The organism is Lysobacter sp. SCRH-1R (assembly GCF_057747855.1).
The window spans coordinates 1,000,761-1,018,304 of record NZ_CM173227.1 but is presented as its reverse complement, the minus strand read 5'-3'; the positions used below and the strand labels follow the sequence as shown (position 1 = coordinate 1,018,304).

General features: G+C 69.5%; 16 protein-coding genes. 6 read left to right on the top strand and 10 right to left on the bottom strand.

What is annotated here, in order from left to right; translation table 11 throughout:
- Positions 1–33: 33 nt before the first annotated feature.
- From AC3ANK_RS04705 to hutU, 4 genes are all read right to left on the bottom strand, one after another.
- Complete coding sequence (locus AC3ANK_RS04705; RefSeq protein WP_484172244.1) at positions 34–717, bottom strand: GNAT family N-acetyltransferase; 684 nt, start codon at positions 715–717, stop codon at positions 34–36.
- A gap of 4 nt (positions 718–721) precedes the next feature.
- Positions 722–2,155 carry an MATE family efflux transporter gene (locus tag AC3ANK_RS04700; protein WP_206859749.1) on the bottom strand — a complete coding sequence of 478 codons (1,434 nt, stop codon included), beginning with the start codon at positions 2,153–2,155 and terminating at the stop codon, positions 722–724.
- Positions 2,156–2,252: 97 nt separating this feature from the next.
- Complete coding sequence (locus AC3ANK_RS04695; protein WP_484172243.1) at positions 2,253–3,317, bottom strand: phosphotriesterase family protein; 1,065 nt, start codon at positions 3,315–3,317, stop codon at positions 2,253–2,255.
- 107 nt (positions 3,318–3,424) lie between these two features.
- Entirely contained in the window at positions 3,425–5,089 is a 1,665-nt protein-coding gene (gene hutU, locus AC3ANK_RS04690) for a urocanate hydratase (RefSeq protein ID WP_484172242.1), read from the bottom strand.
- A gap of 158 nt (positions 5,090–5,247) precedes the next feature.
- On the opposite strand from hutU, the gene AC3ANK_RS04685 reads away from it, so the two are divergent.
- Complete coding sequence (locus AC3ANK_RS04685) at positions 5,248–5,844, top strand: TetR/AcrR family transcriptional regulator (RefSeq protein ID WP_206859752.1); 597 nt, start codon at positions 5,248–5,250, stop codon at positions 5,842–5,844.
- Between the two features lie 219 nt (positions 5,845–6,063).
- On the opposite strand, the gene AC3ANK_RS04680 is transcribed toward AC3ANK_RS04685, so the two are convergent.
- The 3 genes from AC3ANK_RS04680 to AC3ANK_RS04670 form a co-directional block, all read right to left on the bottom strand.
- Entirely contained in the window at positions 6,064–6,540 is a 477-nt protein-coding gene (locus AC3ANK_RS04680; protein ID WP_206859753.1) for a hypothetical protein, read from the bottom strand.
- A 94-nt stretch (positions 6,541–6,634) separates the two neighbouring features.
- Positions 6,635–6,931 carry a hypothetical protein gene (locus tag AC3ANK_RS04675; protein WP_484172241.1) on the bottom strand — a complete coding sequence of 99 codons (297 nt, stop codon included), beginning with the start codon at positions 6,929–6,931 and terminating at the stop codon, positions 6,635–6,637.
- 99 nt (positions 6,932–7,030) lie between these two features.
- On the bottom strand, positions 7,031–7,597 hold the full coding sequence (locus AC3ANK_RS04670; RefSeq protein WP_484172240.1) for a YybH family protein: 567 nt from the start codon (positions 7,595–7,597) through the stop codon (positions 7,031–7,033).
- Positions 7,598–7,724: 127 nt separating this feature from the next.
- Between AC3ANK_RS04670 and AC3ANK_RS04665 the strand changes: the two genes are divergently transcribed.
- Positions 7,725–8,960 (top strand): alkaline phosphatase family protein, encoded by a 1,236-nt coding sequence (locus AC3ANK_RS04665; RefSeq protein WP_484172239.1) that lies wholly within the window; start codon positions 7,725–7,727, stop codon positions 8,958–8,960.
- A 45-nt stretch (positions 8,961–9,005) separates the two neighbouring features.
- Here AC3ANK_RS04665 and AC3ANK_RS04660 read toward each other — a convergent pair whose 3' ends face one another.
- Positions 9,006–10,721, bottom strand: a complete 1,716-nt coding sequence (locus AC3ANK_RS04660; RefSeq protein ID WP_484172238.1) for a methyltransferase regulatory domain-containing protein — start codon at positions 10,719–10,721, stop codon at positions 9,006–9,008.
- A 164-nt stretch (positions 10,722–10,885) separates the two neighbouring features.
- On the opposite strand from AC3ANK_RS04660, the gene AC3ANK_RS04655 reads away from it, so the two are divergent.
- Complete coding sequence (locus AC3ANK_RS04655) at positions 10,886–12,442, top strand: DNA-3-methyladenine glycosylase 2 family protein (protein ID WP_484172237.1); 1,557 nt, start codon at positions 10,886–10,888, stop codon at positions 12,440–12,442.
- Positions 12,439–12,939, top strand: a complete 501-nt coding sequence (locus tag AC3ANK_RS04650) for a methylated-DNA--[protein]-cysteine S-methyltransferase (protein ID WP_484172236.1) — start codon at positions 12,439–12,441, stop codon at positions 12,937–12,939. Before AC3ANK_RS04655 ends, AC3ANK_RS04650 begins: the two co-directional genes overlap by 4 nt.
- A 129-nt stretch (positions 12,940–13,068) precedes the next feature.
- On the opposite strand, the gene AC3ANK_RS04645 is transcribed toward AC3ANK_RS04650, so the two are convergent.
- Complete coding sequence (locus tag AC3ANK_RS04645; RefSeq protein ID WP_484172235.1) at positions 13,069–14,418, bottom strand: formimidoylglutamate deiminase; 1,350 nt, start codon at positions 14,416–14,418, stop codon at positions 13,069–13,071.
- 76 nt (positions 14,419–14,494) lie between these two features.
- On the opposite strand from AC3ANK_RS04645, the gene hutI reads away from it, so the two are divergent.
- Both hutI and AC3ANK_RS04635 read left to right on the top strand, forming a co-directional pair.
- On the top strand, positions 14,495–15,721 hold the full coding sequence (gene hutI / locus AC3ANK_RS04640) for an imidazolonepropionase (protein WP_484172234.1): 1,227 nt from the start codon (positions 14,495–14,497) through the stop codon (positions 15,719–15,721).
- Positions 15,722–15,751: 30 nt separating this feature from the next.
- Entirely contained in the window at positions 15,752–16,951 is a 1,200-nt protein-coding gene (locus tag AC3ANK_RS04635) for a dipeptidase (protein WP_206859762.1), read from the top strand.
- Positions 16,952–17,179: 228 nt separating this feature from the next.
- Here the strand turns inward: AC3ANK_RS04635 and AC3ANK_RS04630 are convergent, their stop codons facing one another.
- Positions 17,180–17,371, bottom strand: a complete 192-nt coding sequence (locus tag AC3ANK_RS04630; protein ID WP_206859763.1) for a 30S ribosomal protein THX — start codon at positions 17,369–17,371, stop codon at positions 17,180–17,182.
- Positions 17,372–17,544: the final 173 nt, after the last annotated feature.

Here is a 17,544-nt window from a genome sequence, read left to right as displayed (position 1 = left end):
TCGTGACAGACGCGTGACACCGTCCGCGATGCGTCAATCCCCGCGCCGCAGCGAGAAGAACGCGATGTCGCGCCGCAACGTGTAACCGCAACGCAGGTACAACTCCTTCGCGCGCGAGTTCTCGTGCGCGACGTGCAGGAAAGGCGTTCGCCCGCGCGCGAGGTTGTCGTTGCCCAGCATCGCCAGCAGCTGGCGCGCGTAACCGCGGCCGAGGAAATCCGGATGCGTGCACACCGCGCTGATTTCCTGCCAGCCATCCATGCCCATGCGTTCGCCGATGATCGCGGCCAGTCGTCCTTCCTGGTAGATGCCGAAGTACCGTCCCAGCCGCATCGTGTACGGGCGGAAGTAATGCGGGTACACGAGCGCGGTCAGCGCCAGCACGTCCTGCCGGTGCGATTCGTCGAGCTCGACGATCTCCGGCCCATCGACACGTTCCACCGGCTGCGTGCACACCATCTGCGCCAGCATCGCGAGCTTCTTCGCCTCGAAGCCCGGCGGCACCCGCGGCATCCGGTCGAGCACGAGCGTCGTCTCGCCCGGCTCGATCAGCGCCGCCAGCGCATCGGACACGTCCACGCCTTCGCGCGGCACGCCGAGGAACGGCGCGACCTGCGCGGGGTAGCGCGCCACTTCGCCGCGCGCGAGAGCGAGATCGCGATGCCGGCTGCGCAGCGCTTCCCAGATCGGGTTGTCGAGCACGTCGTCGTTCGTCATGCCGTTACACCTTGACCGTCTTCCACGTTCCGCGCGAGAACAGCCACAGCGTGAACAGGCCCACCGAGGTTTCGGACACGAATACCGCCCAGAACACGCCCAGTTCCTGCCAGCCCATCGACACCGCCAGCGCGTACGCCAGCGGGATCTGGATCAGCCAGAAGAACACCACGTTGATCTTGGTCGGCGTCACCGTATCGCCTGCGCCGTTGAACGCCTGCACCGACACCATCCACCAGCCGTAGACGAAGTACGAGTACGACAGGATCTGCAGCCATTCGCCGCCGACGTCGATCACTTTGGCGTCGCTGGTGAACAGCGCGATGAGATCGTGGTGGAAGAAGAAGAACACCACCGAGATCGCCATCGTGAAGGCCATGTTGTACCAGCCGATGCGCCACACCGCCGCTTCCGCGCGTTCGGGCTGCTGCGCGCCGAGGTTCTGGCCAACCAGCGTCGCCGCCGCGTTCGACATGCCCCACGCCGGCATCAGCGTGAACATCATGATGCGGATGGCGATGGTCGCGCCGGCCACCGCCTCGCTGCCCATGCTCGACAGGATGCGCATCAGGAATATCCACGAGGTCATCGACACGATCATCTGGCCGATGCCGCCCAGCGAGGTGCGCACGATGTTCCAAAGCACCGCGCCCTGTACCGCGATCTGCGACCACGCCACGCGGATGTGCTTGCCGCCATGGAACAGCACGTACAGCTGCAGCGCGACGCCGGCGCCGCGGCCGATGTTGGTCGCGATCGCCGCGCCTTCGATGCCCAGCGCCGGCACCGGCCCGAAGCCGAAGATCAGCAGCGGGCACAGCACGATGTTCAATCCGTTCGCCAGCCACAGCACGCGCATCGCGATCGCCGCATCGCCGGCGCCGCGGAAGATCGCGTTGATCACGAACAGCAGCATGATGATCGCGTTTCCGCCGAGCATCCACTGCGTGTAGCGATACCCGTGCTCGATGCTCCACGCATCGGCGCCCATCAGCCGCAGCAGGTCCTTCGCCCACACGATGCCGACCACCGCGAACGGCACCGACACCAGCAACGCGATGAGGATCGCCTGCACCGCGCTGATCGCCGCGTCCTCGCGCCGGTTCTCGCCGATGCGCCGCGCGACGATCGCCGTGACCGACATCGCCAGGCCCATCGCGATGGAATACAGCAAGAAGAGGTAGGTTTCGGTCAGACCGACCGTCGCCACCGCCGAAGGCCCGAGTTTCGCGACGAACCAGATGTCGACGACCGCGAAGGTCGATTCGAGCACCAGCTCCAGCACCATCGGCACCGCGAGCAGGAACACCGCGCGGCGCAGCGGGATCTTCGTGTAGTCGGCGTTGGTGCCGCGGATCGCGTCGCGGAGTTCGGACCAGAGGGAATGCGTGGCATCGGCCGGCATCGCGGCCGTGGGGGACTGCGGTTCGGTGCTCATCGGGGCGTCCATTCTCGTTTGCGGAGATGTTAAACGACGAACGGGGCCGCTCCCGATCGACATCCGCATGAATCTTCGTGATGCGCACTGCGGCACATCACGCCCGTTTCCGCACGCCGATGGCGAAGGCACGCGCCGGATTGCGGACCAGCAGGGTCGCGATCGCGTCCTCGTCGAATCCGGCGCCGCGTAGTGCCGGCACCAACACGGTGAACAGCGGATCGTAAGGCTTGAACTCGCCGCCGCCCGGCTGGCCCGCGTTGTACCAGCCGGCGTCCTGCGAAATCAGTACGTGTTCGAGCAGCCCGGCCTCGCGCATGCGCCCGAGCATTGCGAGGTATTGGCTTTCCTGACCGGGGCGGAAGCCGTCGAACGATACCCACGCCCCGCGCCTCGCCGCCTGCACGTGGTGCTCCCCCATGACCTCGTTCTGCGCATGCACCCAGATCCAGGCCGACGGAGCGAGCCCGGCGGCGTCCAGCGTTTCAAGCTGGGCGAAGGCGCATCGCGCGTTGCGACCGGGCTCCACCTCGCCCCACGGACCGGTGTGGGCGGCAATCACCAGCCCGGTTTCCAGGTGCGTGCGTGCCGCTGCGCGCAGGACCTTGCGGTCGAGTTCGGTGAGCGGGTCGTTCTCGATGCCGAGTTTGATCAGTCCTGGACGCACGCCGGTGCCGTCGATGCCCTCGCGCCATTCGCGGGTCCAGCGCGAGGCGAGTTGCGCATCGGTTTCGCGCATCGCATAAGGCGGGATGAAACGACCGCCGGCGGCGAGATAGGCGCCGGTGACGGTCAGCATGTGCAATCCGCTCGCTTCGGAAAGACGCCGGATCAAGGCCGCATCGCGACCCAGCGTGGTCGCCGTGCAATCGACCAGCGTGCGACAGCCCGCCTCGCGCAGTGCGCGAAGGTGCGGCAGCAACGTCGCGACGACGGCATTCGCGTCAGGCGGCAAAGGCGTTGCGGCCTGTTCGGCATGGGGGCGCAGGTCGGCGTAGAGGTGTTCGTGCGCGAGCGTCACGCCCATCGCATCGGCGTCGATCGGTCCGCGCACCGTCATGACCGTGGCGTCGCCGCCCGCTGCACCGCGACCGCTGCACGCCGGCAATGCCATCGCGAACGCCGATGCCGCCACGGTGCCGAGGAATTCCCTGCGATGCATGGCGCGGACCTCCGTACCGATGGACGCCCGATGTTAGCGCCCCCACGAACGCGAACGGCCCGGTTTCCCGGGCCGTTCGTCGCATCAGCGCCACAGCTCGCCGACGATCACACCATCGGCAGCTTCAATCCCTGCTCCTTCGCGCACTGCTTCGCGATGTCGTAGCCCGCGTCGGCATGGCGCATGACGCCGGTGCCGGGATCGTTCCACAACACGCGCGCGATGCGCCTGTCGGCTTCCTCGCTGCCATCGCACACGATCACCACGCCGGAATGCTGCGAATAGCCCATGCCGACGCCGCCGCCGTGATGCAGCGACACCCACGTCGCGCCGCCGGCGACGTTGAGCATCGCGTTGAGCAGCGGCCAGTCGGACACGGCATCGGAACCGTCGCGCATCGCTTCGGTTTCGCGGTTCGGCGAGGCGACGCTGCCGCTGTCGAGGTGATCGCGGCCGATGACGACCGGTGCCTTCAGCTCGCCATTGCGCACCATCTCGTTGAACGCCAGGCCCAGCTTGTGGCGCAGGCCCAGGCCGACCCAGCAGATGCGCGCGGGCAGGCCCTGGAAGCTGATGCGCTCCTTCGCCATGTCGAGCCAGCGGTGCAGGTGCGCATCATCCGGAATGAGCTCCTTCACCTTCGCGTCCGTCCTGTAGATGTCCTCCGGATCGCCGCTCAGCGCGACCCAGCGGAACGGGCCGACGCCGCGGCAAAACAGCGGGCGCACGTACGCCGGCACGAAACCCGGGAAATCGAAGGCGTTCTGGCAGCCTTCGTCCTTCGCCATCTGGCGGATGTTGTTGCCGTAGTCGAACACCGGAATGCCCATGTCCTCGAAGGCGAGCATCGCCTCGACGTGCACGCGCATCGACTTCTTCGCCGCGTCGCGCACCCGCGCCGGATCCTCGGTCTGCATGCGCTGCCACTGCTCGACCGTCCAGCCGATCGGCAGGTAGCCGTGCACCGGATCGTGCGCGGAGGTCTGGTCGGTGACCGCATCCGGGCGCACGCCGCGACGCACGAGTTCCGGCAGGATTTCCGCCGCATTGCCGAGCAGCGCGATCGACTTCGCCTCGCCGCTTTCCGTGTACTTCTCGATGCGCGCGAGCGCGTCGTCGAGGTCGGCGGCCTGTTCGTCGACGTAGCGCGTGCGCAGGCGCATGTCGATGCGGCTCTGCTGGCATTCGATGTTGAGCGAGCACGCACCGGCCAGCGACGCGGCCAGCGGCTGCGCGCCGCCCATGCCGCCCAGGCCCGCGGTGAGGATCCACTTGCCGGTGAGGTTCCCGCCGTAATGCTGGCGGCCCATCTCGACGAAGGTTTCGTACGTGCCCTGCACGATGCCCTGCGAACCGATGTAGATCCACGATCCGGCCGTCATCTGGCCGTACATCATCAGGCCCTTTTTATCGAGCTCGTTGAAGTGTTCCCACGTCGCCCAGTGCGGCACGAGGTTCGAGTTGGCGAGCAGCACGCGCGGTGCATCGGGATGCGTCGGGAAGATGCCGACGGGCTTGCCGGACTGCACGAGCAGCGTTTCGTTGTCGTCGAGTTCGCGCAGCGATTCAAGGATCGCGTCGAAGCTTTCCCAGTCGCGCGCGGCACGGCCGATGCCGCCGTACACGACGAGGTCCGTCGGGCTTTCGGCGACTTCGGCGTCGAGGTTGTTCTGGATCATCCGGTACGCGGCCTCGGTGAGCCACGACTTGCAGGATTTCTCGGTGCCACGCGGGGCACGGATGACGCGGGAAGGATCTTTGCGGGTCGACATCGGACAACTCCGTCGGCTGGGCATCGCGATCGCGACGCGCGGAACAGGCTCCGGAATTATCGCGCCGCGCCTTGCGGCCGGAAGCGCCGTCGGGCCTGCGGGGCGGCGATTCGGGGCGAATTCCCGTCTGCCGCGACCGTTTTGTATACGCTGTACACATGAGCCGTCGCCGCACCCCGTCCGAGCACACCGCCGATCGCATCCTGCGCGCCGCGCGCACGCTGTTCGAACGCGAGGGCGCGGCGGGCGTGAGCATGCGGCGGGTGGCGACGGCGGTCGGCGTGACGCCGATGGCGATCTATCGGCATTTTCCCAATCGCGAGGCGCTGCTCAAGCGCATCGGCGACGACAGCTTCGATGCGATCGCCCGGCACTGGCATGCGCGTGCGCGCGGCGGCGACGTGCTCGAACGCCTGCTCGCGGTGCAGCGGATCTATCTGGATTACGCACTCGCGCATCCGCATCTGTTCGACCACGCGTTCTCCACCGCGCGCACGGATGCACGGCGTTTTCCCGAGGATTTCCACGCGCGCCGTTCCCCCACGCTGAACGTGGTCGCCGATGCGGTGGAGGACGCGATGCGCGCGGGCGTGCTGCGCGAGGACGACGTGTGGGACGTGGCGGTGACGCTGTGGGCGCACACGCACGGACTGATCGCGCTGTATCGCGCGGGGCGGTTCAACTTCGACGAGGTTGCGTTTCGCCGGTATTACGAGGCGTCGTTGCAGCGGTTGTTGCGGGGGTTGGTGGGGTGAGTGACGTGTGCGGCGGCGATACAGGGACGCCCGATCGTTGTCGTGACATCCGTCATTCCGGCGAAGGCCGGGATCCAGGCTGACAAGCGGTCCCCAAAGCTGGAACGACGGTGAGGTGATTTGCCCCAGCGGGAGTGCCCGGGGGGTACGGGCCGGATCCCGGCCTTCGCCGGGATGACGGATGACCCACCTTCCGCCCATCCACTCGCACGCGGGAACTCAACGCCGCGGCTCGATCGCCGGCTTCAGCTCGTTCACCGGCGGCGGAGGCGGGATCTCGATCGTTTCCAGCCGCTGTGCCTGCGCTTCCTTGCCCGCGCGCCAGGCTTCGTGCGTGGCGCGGCGGGCCTGGTAATCCTGCAGGATGCGCGCCGAGTCGGCGGGCGTCGCCGCGGCGGCGCGGCGGGCGTCGGTCTGTGCGCGGTCGGCTTCCATCAGGCGGTCCTGGCGGTCGATCTGGCTGCGCAGTGTGTCTACCTGCACGCGGCGGCTCGACGCATCGAGCTGGCGGTTCAAGGTCTGCAACGAGGTGTCGCGCGAGCTGTCCACCCCGCGCGGCAAACGCGGCTGCGAGGACGGCGAGATCGGCGCCATGCGCGGCGGCGGTTGCAGCGTGTTGACCGGCGGCTGCTGCGCCAGCGCCGGCACGACGGCCAGCGCCAGCGCGAGGGCCGGCACGGATCGCCATGCGCGCATCGAACGCTTCATGCGATCAGCGCACCGACGGGTCGAGTCGGCGCAGCGCGTCGGCCAGGTCGGTCTCGCCGGTGCGGTCGATCTGCTCGCGGCTCTAGCTGCGGCCCGGGCCGATGCACAGCGCCTTGCCGGTCTTCGGATCGCGCGGGCGGATGTTGGTGCCGGTGTTCTTGACGCAGCCGACGTTGGAGTTGCGCTCCTTCGCGGGCGGGTCGGATGCGGCCTGCGCGTCGGCCGACACGGCCGCGTCGACCTGCGTGGGGGCCGCCTGCACCTGGGCCTGGGCCTGGGCGTCGACCGCCGTCTGCGCGGTCGCACCGAAGGCGCACATGCCGAGCACGACCGCGAGCGCGGCGATCGCCGGGCTGCGATTGCGGTTGCTGGAGTTCATGACGTCACCTGGCATGGAACGGCGTCATCGCCGTACCTCCACCATACGCCCACCATCCCAAGCGGAAAGTGAGCGGAAACGACCGGATTTAGGCCGTCGTCAGGCTTGTGGGCACGCCACCTGGCGGCCCTCGCGGAAAGCCGCCGCCTCGGCCTCCGTGGCCGGACGCGGGTCGATGCCGTCGTCGAACAGCACGCGCCAGACGCCGTCGGCACCCCGGTGCCAGACCGAATGGAAGGCGCCGATGCGGAAACGCTGCGTCGTCTTCGGGTCCAGGTCCTCGAACAGCGACGGCCCGCTCGACCAGGCCACGTTCGCGACGCCGTCCCCGCCGGCCGCGCCGATCGTGGTCCGGGTCGGATACCACGACAGCCTGAACCGCTTGCCTTCGACGATGCCGGCCCAGCGCCTGGCGATCGCCTCGCGTCCGCGCGTGGGCTGCGCCTGGCTCGCGCCGAACGCGGCGTTGGCGTCGATGTGCGAAGCGAACGCCGCCGCGTCGTGATCGGCGACCGATTGCGCGAAGCTCAGCTCGCGCGCCCAGACCTCGCATTCGGCGGAACTCATGCGCGCCGGCTCGGGCTTCGGCGCGGTCTGCGCGAATGCCGCGGCGGACAGGGCGAGCAACACGGCGGCGGACAGGCGGATCACGGCAGGCTGGCGCATGGCGGGCTCCGGTGCCGGCGGACGTCGCCGGCTTGCGGCCACTGGATTGCGGCCACTATTGGCAAGGCGGCGCGGCGGCGCCAGCGACTAAAGTCATGCCGCAACACACGCTCGCTATCATCGGCCGATGCCTTTCCTTCGTGCCGCGGCCGTCGCCGCCTGTTTCGTCCTGTCCGCCTGCAGCACCCACGCTCCGCGCCCCGCTCAAGCGGCGCCGCGCACCGTGGTGCTGGTTTCCATCGACGCGTTCCGCGCCGATTACCTGTCGAAGGACGCCACGCCGAATCTCGTGCGCCTCGCCGACGAAGGCGTGCGGGCGGAGTGGATGAACCCGTCGTACCCCTCGCTCACCTTCCCGAACCACTACACGCTGGCGACCGGCCTGCGCCCCGACCGGCATGGCGTGATCCACAACCGCATGAGCGATGCGGACATCGGCGATTTCGCGGTGGCCGACCGCAGCGCCGTGGACGACAGCCGCTGGTGGGGCGGCGAACCGATCTGGGTCACCGCCGAGAAACAGGGCGTGCGCAGCGCGAGCTGGGCGTGGCCGGGCAGCAGCGCGCCGATCGGCGGCATCCGTCCGAGCCAGTGGGTCGCCTACAACGACACGGTGTCGCCGGCGCGCCGCATCGACGACGTGCTCGTCTGGCTCGACGCGCCGCCCGCGCAGCGCCCGCGCCTGGTCACGGTGTATTTCGAACAGCTCGACAAGGCCGGCCACGACCACGGCCCCGACTCGCCGCAGGTGCGCCGCACGCTCGGCGAACTCGATGCGGTGATCGGCCGGCTGCGCGACGGGCTGGACGCACGCGGGCTGCTGGACTCGACGGACCTGGTCGTCGTTTCCGACCACGGCATGGCGAAGGTCGGTCCGGGTCGCGCGATCGGCGTGGAGCAGATGATCGCGCCGTCGATCGCGACGGTGGTGTCGGATGGCCAGTCGATCGGCGTGCAACCGCTGCCCGGCCGCGAGCGCGAGGCCGAAGCACGGCTGCTTGGCGCTCACGCGCACTACGATTGCTACAGGCGCGAGGAATTGCCGGCGCGCTGGCATTACGGGACGAACCCGCGCGTACCGCCGATCGTGTGCCAGATGCACGAAGGCTGGGACGCGCTGTATCCGCAGAAACTCGCCAGGCGTTCGCCGGAGGCGACGCGCGGTTCGCACGGCTACGATCCGGCGCTGCCGTCGATGCGTGCGCTGTTCGTCGCACGCGGGCCGTCGTTCGTGCCGGACATGCGGCTGCCGGCGTTCGACAACGTGGACGTGTATCCGCTGCTGGCGCGACTGCTCGATATCGAAGCCGCGCCGAACGACGGCGACGTCGCGCCGCTGCTGCCCGCGTTGCGCGGGCGCTGAGTGCGCGTCCACGCGGCGATGGGCCGCGTGGACGTCGCCAGTGGTTTACTTACCGCGCGGCTTCGCCGGCTTTTCGGCCGAGGCTTCGGCCTTCGGCGGCTTGGCCTTCGCCGCCGGTTTGGCGGGCTTCGCCGCTTCCTTCTCGATGCTCTTCGCGGCCGGTTTCGTCGCGGCCTTCGCGGCCGGCTTCGCGACCTCGGTCGCCTGCGCCGGCGGCGTCGCCAGCATGGCGTTGAGCTTCAGCGACTCCAGCGCCGCATCCACCTGCCTGCGCACCGACGCGGCGACTTCATCGGCATCCTCCAGCGGCTGGCCATCGCGCATGACGGCGAGCCCGTCCTGCGCCACCGCCTGCAGCACGGCGTCCACCATCGCCTCGACGTCGACGTTGCCGCCCAGCAGCGGCAACACGAAGCGCTCGAGCGGGCCCGGTTGCACCGACTGGTGCCATTCGTTGAACAGCGCCATCGGCTGCGCACCGGCCGCGGCCAGCGCACGGAGCGGCGCACGCGCGAACGGGCGCCCGGACAACGCGCCCGCCACCACCGGTTCGCTGCGGAAACGCACGGCATTGCCGATGAGAAGGTTGGTGACCAGGTCGAGCGCGCGGGCGGCGTCTTCCATCGTGAAATCGGCCAGCAGTTCGGCCACCGGCACGGTCGCCGGCCATGCGGCGTTGAGGCGTTCGATCACCGCGCGCGTCACCGGCGAAGACGTGGTGACGGTGGCGCCGCCGATGTAGGTCCAGCGGTCGGCGCCGTTGGCGTCGGCCTCGTCGCGCACGTAGCGGCCGGCGACGTGCAGGCGGACGATGCGTTCGGGATCGAGCTGGTAGCGGATCCGCGCGGCGCGGTCGGCATGCACCAGCAGGGTCTGGCGGAACGTGCGGTTCTGCAGGAAATCCATCAGCTGTTCCAGCACGACCTGGTCGCCGCCGCATTCGGCCAGCAGCGCCGGTGCCGCGGTGGCGCCGTAGTTGCTGGCGAACATCGAGGCGATCGTCGCATCGCCGAGGTATTCCAGCCCCTGCGCGCGCGCACCGGCCACGAAATCGCGGAAATAGCAGGGCGCGTTGCACAGCTCCAGGTACTCGTGGCTGAGGTAGAAGTCCTCGCCGCCCCGGATCAGGTCGATGTGTTCCTTCATGACGGTGGACAGCACGCTGCCCTGCGCCGCCTGCTCGTGCAGGAACTCGATCATCCCGCGCGCGTAGGCCAGCTGTTCCTGCGCGCTGGCGCGATCGCCGCCGCGCAGCAGCATCGCGTCGCGCACGATCTCCTTCGCCTTCCAGCCCGGATACGTGTTGTAGCTGACGTACGCGATGCCGTCAGGCGCGAGGAACTCGTTGCACACGCGCAGGATCGCCGCGCGCACGTCGTCCGGCACCCAGCTGTAGACGCCGTGGCAGACGATGTAGTCGAACTTGCCCAGCGCCGGATCGAGGTCGGCGAGGCTCCCCTGGATCAGGCGGACGTTCGACAGGCCCATCGCTTCGACGATGCGGCGGCCGGCGTCGATCTGCACCGGCGAGAGGTCGATGCCGACCACGTCGGCCTCCGGGTGACGCACCGCGAACGGGATCAGGTTGCCGCCGGCCGCGCAGCCCAGTTCGAGCACGCGCGCGCGCCCGGGCACGGGCGCCTCCAGTCCGAACAGGTGCGCCACCGCGCGCAGGTGCTCCGGCGCGCTGCCGGCGAAGGCGGCGGAGGTGTATGGCACTTCATCGTAGGTTTTACCGATGCGGTCAATCAGAGCTGTCATGGTTATGGCCTGTTCGAAGAGGCCCGCATTCTGGGTAGCGCGACCGGCGCGCCGGAATCAGATGCATCTGAATTTGGGCGGGCCGGATTTGCGGGGCCGGAGCCGTCCACGTGCATGTCCGAATCCGGCCAGTTCGCCCCGCCCGACGGTGCTAGCCTGACCCCATGCCCGCCTCCGACCACATCCACGCCGACGCCCTGCCCGCCTTCCAGGTGTGCGAACAGGCCCGCCGCACGCGCGATCCGCGCTTCGACGGGCTGTTCTTCACCGCCGTGCTCAGCACGCGCATCTACTGCCGTCCGGTCTGCCCGGCGACGACCGCCAAGCGCGTGGTGTATTTCCGCCACGCCGCGGCGGCCGAAGCCGCCGGATATCGCCCGTGCCTGCGCTGCCGGCCGGAGCTTTCGCCCGACGACGGCAGCTGGCGGCGCGGCGACGCGGCCCTGGCGCGCGCGTTGAAGCTGATCGACGACGGCGCGCTGGCCGAACAGCCGCTGGCGGCGCTGGCGCAGCGCGTGGGCGTCGGCGAGCGCCAGCTGCGCCGCCTGTTCGTCGAACGCGTCGGCGTCGCGCCGATGGGCGTGCACGGCACGCGCCGGTTGCTGTTCGCCAAGCAGTTGCTGACCGAAACCGACCTGCCGATCACGCAGGTCGCGCTCGCGTCCGGCTTCGCCAGCCTGCGCCGCTTCAACGACGCATTCCGCACCGCCTACCGGATGGCGCCGCGCGATCTGCGCAAGAGCCGGCGCGAGGCGCGCGACGCCGGCGACGTGCTCACGCTGCGGCTCGGTTACCGGCCGCCGTACGACTTCGCCGCGATGCTGGATTTCCTGCGCGGCCGTGCGCTGCCCGGCGTGGAGGTCGTGGACGATCGCAGCTACGCGCGCGTGATCGGTCCGATCGAACGCCCCGGCTGGCTGCGCGTGAGCGCATGGCCGGGCGGCGAGCACGCCCTGAAACTCGAACTGCACGGGCCGGCATCGTCGCGATTGCTGGAGATCGTCCAGCGCCTGCGCCGCATGTTCGACCTGGACGCCGATCCGCAGGCGATCGCCGAGACGCTGTCGGGCGATGCGCGACTGGCGCCGCTGCTGGCGCAGCGCCCCGGATTGCGCCTGCCCAGCGGCTGGGACGGCTTCGAGATCGCCGTGCGCGCGATCATCGGCCAGCAGGTCAGCGTCGCCGCGGCGCGCACGCTCGCCTCGCGCCTCGCGCAGAAATACGGACAGGCGTTGCCGCAGCCGTTCGCGGAAGGCCTCGCGCACCTGTTCCCGACGCCCGAGGCGCTGGTCGATGCCGAGCTGGAATCCATCGGCCTGATCCGTTCGCGCGCGCAGACCGTGCGCGGCGTGGCGCGGGCGCTGCTCGAAGGCCGCGTGGATTTCCGCGCCGAGCGCACACTGGAGGATTTCGTGTCGCGATGGGTCTCGCTGCCCGGCATCGGGCCGTGGACGGCGCAGTACATCGCGCTGCGTGCGCTGGGGCATCCGGACGCGTTCCCCGTCGAGGACCTGGTGCTGCAGAAGGCCTTGCCCGCAGATGGCACGCGCATGACCGCGAAGGCGCTGGCGGCGCGTGCGGAACAGTGGCGGCCGTGGCGCGGTTATGCGGTGATCCATCTCTGGCGCGATTCGGTGCCTGCGCCCGCGATGCGTGCGGAGAAACCCGCACGGGCGAAGCGCGGCGCCGTGCGCGGCGGCGTCGTGGATGCGACCGCATGATCCGCTACGCGCATATGCCCAGCCCGGTCGGCCCGCTGCTGCTCGCCGCCAGCGACGATGGCCTGCACCTGATCGAATTCCAGAACCCGCGCCATCCGATGTCGCATTGCGACTCGTGGGAGCCGCGCGAATGCGAGGTCATCCGCGAAACGGCCGCGCAGCTGCACGAGTATTTCGAAGGCGGACGGCGCGACTTCGAACTGCCGCTCGCGCCACGCGGGACGGCGTTCCAGTTGGACGTGTGGCGCACGCTCGCGACGATTCCGTACGGCGAGACGATCAGCTACGCGCAACTCGCGCAGCGCGTCGGCAAGCCGTCGGCGATGCGCGCGGTGGGTGCGGCGAACGGCCGCAATCCGTTGCCGCTGGTGCTGCCCTGCCATCGCGTGATCGGCAGCGACGGCAGCCTGACCGGTTTCGGCGGTGGATTGCCGACGAAGGAATTCCTGTTGCGGATGGAAGGCGCGTTGCCGGCGACGGTGGATCTGTTCGGCTGAACGTCGCTGCGAAGTGAGCTCCTGTAGCCCGGGTAAGCGGAGCGCACCCGGGTTGACGCATCCGCGGCCGTCACGCGCCCCCCGGGGCGCTTCGCTTACCCGCGCTGCAAAGGCGTGGATGCCATCGCGTCAGTCGCGCATCAACTCCGCCATCGCCGCGCGATACCGCAGCGCGATCTCACCACGCTGCCGGTGCTGCCCGCCTTCCGCCACGCGCCGCCCGCCCACGTACACGTCGCGCACCAGCGGACGATTCCCGCTGAAGATCCAGCGATCGATCGCATCCTCCGGCGCCAGGCCGAACAGCGCCGGCGCATCCGTGTCCAGCACCACCGCATCGGCGTATTCGTCCGGCGCGAATGCGCCGATCGCATGGCCGCTGGAATGCCGCGCACTGCGCGCGACATCGCGCAGCAGCGTCTCGCCGACGCTCGGCGAATCCGCGCGCACGGCGATGTTGCGATGGCGCGTGGCCAGGCGCTGGCCGTATTCGAGCCAGCGCAACTCCTCCACGGGCGAGACGGAGATGTGCGAATCCGAACCGATGCCCCAGCGTCCGCCCGCATCGAGGTAATCGCGCAGCGGGAACAGGCCGTCGCCGAGGTTGGCTTCCGTCGTCGGGCAGATCGCCACCGTGGCGCCGCTGCGTGCGACGCCCTGCGTTTCCGCGGGCGTGAGGTGGGTCGCGTGCACCAGCGTCCAGCGCGCATCGACGTCCGCGTTCGCCAGCAGCCATTCGACCGGCCGCGCATTGCGCAGCGCCAGGCAATCCTGCACCTCGCCGACCTGCTCGGCGATGTGGATGTGCACCGGCATCGACGGCGGCAACGCGTCGAGCACCGCGCGCATCGCATCCGGCGGAACGGCGCGCAGGCTGTGCAGCGCGCAGCCGACGTGCAGCATCGGACCGGCGTCCTCGCACAGCGTGTCGATCAGGCGCAGGTAGGCGTCGAGGTCGTGGCCGAAGCGGCGCTGGCGTTCGCCCAGAGCGCGGCCGTCGAAACCGCCGGTCATGTAAAGCACGGGCAACAGCGTCAGGCGGATGCCCGCCTCGCGCGCGGCGGCGATCAAGGCGCGCGACATCGCGGCCGGATCGTCGTAGGCGCGGCCGTCCGGCGCGTGGTGCAGGTAGTGGAATTCGCACACCGTGGTGTAGCCGGCTTCCAGCATCTCCGCGTAGAGCTGCGTCGCCACCGCCTGCAGCAGCTCCGGCGTGAAGCGCGCGGCGAAGCGGTACATGGTCTCGCGCCAGGTCCAGAACGAATCGGCGGCGTTCGTCTGCCGCTCCGCCATGCCCGCCATGGCGCGCTGGAACGCATGCGAATGCAGGTTCGCCACGCCCGGCACGACCCAGCTGGAACTGCCGGTCGGTTCGGCGGCCACCCGCGCGCGGATGCGGCCGTGGTCGTCGATGTCGAAGCCGGCGTCGGAACGCCAGCCGTCGGGGGTCCAGAGCATCGCGGCGTCGAGGGTCTTCATGGCCCGCATTGTCGCCCGCAGGGACGGTCGTGGCGATGGCCCCGCGCACGCCGGGCCACGGCTAGAATCGGACCCCATGACCTCCAACGCGCATCCGGCCTGGGATGGACTGATCCTCGGCGCCTCCCTCGCCACCCTCGATGCGCCGGACGGCTATGCCGACATCCTGGAGGGCGCGCTGGCGTGGAAGGACGGCGTGCTCGCCTACGTCGGCCCGCGTTCGGGCCTGCCCGACGCGCCGCAACGGCTGGCACGCGAAGTGATCGAGACCAAGGGCTGGATCACGCCCGGCCTGGTCGACTGCCACACGCACCTGGTCTTCGCCGGCGACCGCGCGCGCGAGTTCGAGCTGCGCCTGCTCGGCGCCAGCTACGAGGAGATCGCGCGTTCCGGCGGCGGCATCCTGTCGACCGTGCGCGCCACGCGCATGGCCGACGAAGGCGAACTGCTGCGCCAGTCGCTGCCGCGCGCGCACGCGCTCATCGCCGATGGCGCGACGACGCTGGAGATCAAGTCCGGCTACGGCCTGGACTTCGACAACGAACGCAAGATGCTGCGCGTGGCGCGCCGGCTGGAGCAGCTCGGCATCGGCGTGCGCGCCACGTACCTCGCCGCCCATGCGCTGCCGCCGGAGTACGCCGGTCGCGCCGACGACTACATCGCCGCGGCGATCGAATGGCTGCCGCGCCTGCACGCCGAAGGCCTGGTCGATGCGGTGGACGCGTTCTGCGAAGGCATCGGTTTCACTCCGGAGCAGACGCGGCGGATGTTCGAAGCCGCGCGCGCGCTCGGATTGCCGGTGAAGCTGCACGCCGACCAGCTCAGCGACCTGGGCGGCGGCGCGCTGGCGGCGGCATTCGACGGCCTTTCGGCCGATCACGTCGAACACACCAGCGAGGACAGCGTGCGCGAGATGGCGCGTCGCGGCACCGTCGCGGTGCTGTTGCCGGGCGCGTTCCATGTGCTGCGCGAAACAACGCTGCCGCCGCTGGAGGCGTTCCGCACGCACGGCGTGCCGATGGCGGTCGCCACCGACTGCAACCCCGGCACCTCGCCGCTGCAATCGCTGCGCCATGCGATGCAGCTGGCGTGCACGCATTTCCGCCTCACGCCGGAAGAAGCGCTGCGCGGCGCGACGATCAACGCCGCGCGCGCATTGGGTCTGCACGATCGCGGCGTGCTGCGCGTGGGCGCGCGCGCCGACTTCGTGTTGTGGAACATCCAGCATCCGGCCGAACTGTGCTACTGGCTCGGCGGTCGCCTCGCCCAGGCGGTGCACGCCGGCGGCCATCGCGTCATCTGATCGAACGAACACCTGCCAAGGGGAGAAAGCATGCGCTTGCGTTACGCCGTTCTGGGCCTGTCGCTGTCGATGGCCGTCACCTCCGCATCCGCCGCGAACGATGCGGCGCGCCGACTCGCGCAGGACGCGATCATCGTCGACACGCACATCGACGCGCCGGGCGAGCTGCTCTCGCACTGGGACGACCTCGGCGTGGCCGCGCCGAAGAAGGAGTTCGACTACCCGCGCGCGCGTGAAGGCGGACTCGACGTGGCCTTCATGTCGATCTACACCTCGCCCGAGGAGGACGCCGCCGGCACGGCATGGCAGACCGCGAACACGCAGCTCGACGCCGTCGAGGCGATGGTCGCGCGGCATCCGGACAAGTTCGCGATCCTGCGCTCGCCGGGCGATGTCGAGAAGCTGCGCAAGGGCGGTCGCGTGCTGCTGACGCCGGGCATGGAGAACGGCGCGCCGATCGGCGACGACCTGTCCAGGCTCGCGGACTTCCACGCGCGCGGCGTGCGTTACGTCACCCTCGCCCACAGCGAGAACAACCGCATCGCCGATTCGTCCTATGCGATGAAGAAGAAGTGGGGCGGGCTGAGTCCGTTCGGCGAGCAGGTCGTCGCCGAGATGAACCGTCTGGGCATCATGGTCGACGTCTCGCATATTTCCGACGACGCCATCCGCGACGTGCTGCGCGTAACCGACGTGCCGGTGATCGCCAGCCATTCCGGCATGCGCCACTTCACCCCGGGCTTCGAGCGCAACATCAGCGACGAACTCGCGCTGGCGGTGGCGAAGGAAGGCGGCGTGGTGCAGCTGGTGTTCGGCACCGGCTTCGTGAGCGCGAAGGCGGCGGCCGACATGCAGGCGTATTTCGCGGCGTCCGCGGCGTTCGACGAGGAAAACGAGAAGCTCGCCGCGGCCGGCAAGCCGGTGAAGTCGAAGGATGCGTTCGAGAAGCAGTGGAAGGATGAGCACCCGGTGCCGGTCGTGCACATCGATGCGGTGCTGGACCAGATCGACCACGCGGTGAAGCTGCTTGGCGCGGACCACGTCGGCATCGGTTCGGATTTCGATGGCGTCAGCGGCAACCTGCCGGTGGAGCTGCGCTCGGTCGCCGACTACCCGAACCTGGTGGAAGGCCTGCAAAAGCGCGGGTATTCGGATGCGGACATCCGCAAGATCCTGGGCGGCAATCTGTTGCGGGTGTGGGGCGAGGTGGAGAAGGCGGCGAAGGGCTGAGGTTCGAGTCCATCTCCTTTCAGTAAGGCGCAATATCCGGGCGACCCGCTTTCGTAAGCCACTGACGCGTGCCCAAGGTCAGCAGAACCCATCCTGCGGCGGAGCGCTCGGCGCGGACACTTCATCCCTCCCCAGCCCTCCCCTGCATTCGCAGGGGAGGGAGCAACAAGCCAAAACAAAAGCCCCGCCGGAGCGGGGCTTTCTGCATTCGGAGGAGCGCCGGGGCGCTTACTCCTTGGTGGCGGCCTTCTTCACCGCGACCTTCTTGGCGGCCGGGGCCTTGGCCACGGTCTTGGTCGCCTTCTTCGCGACCGGCGCGGCGGCGGTGCCGGCGGCCTTGGTCGTGGCCTTGCCGCGGGCGTTGCCGTAGCTGGAGTTGTAGCGCTTGCCCTTGGCGGTCTTGCGGTCGCCCTTGCCCATGTTGTGCTCCTGAAACTGTCCGGATCCGCACCGGAGTGCGGGGGTTACGAGAATCGCGTTCGCGCGAGGTCGCGAAGTCTAGCACGGGCGCCGCACCCTCTCGTCGTCTGGAGACGAGCCTCCCTGGCGAGGGGGCGCCCGGCGGGCCCGGAAACTCGCGCGGCACGTTTCGG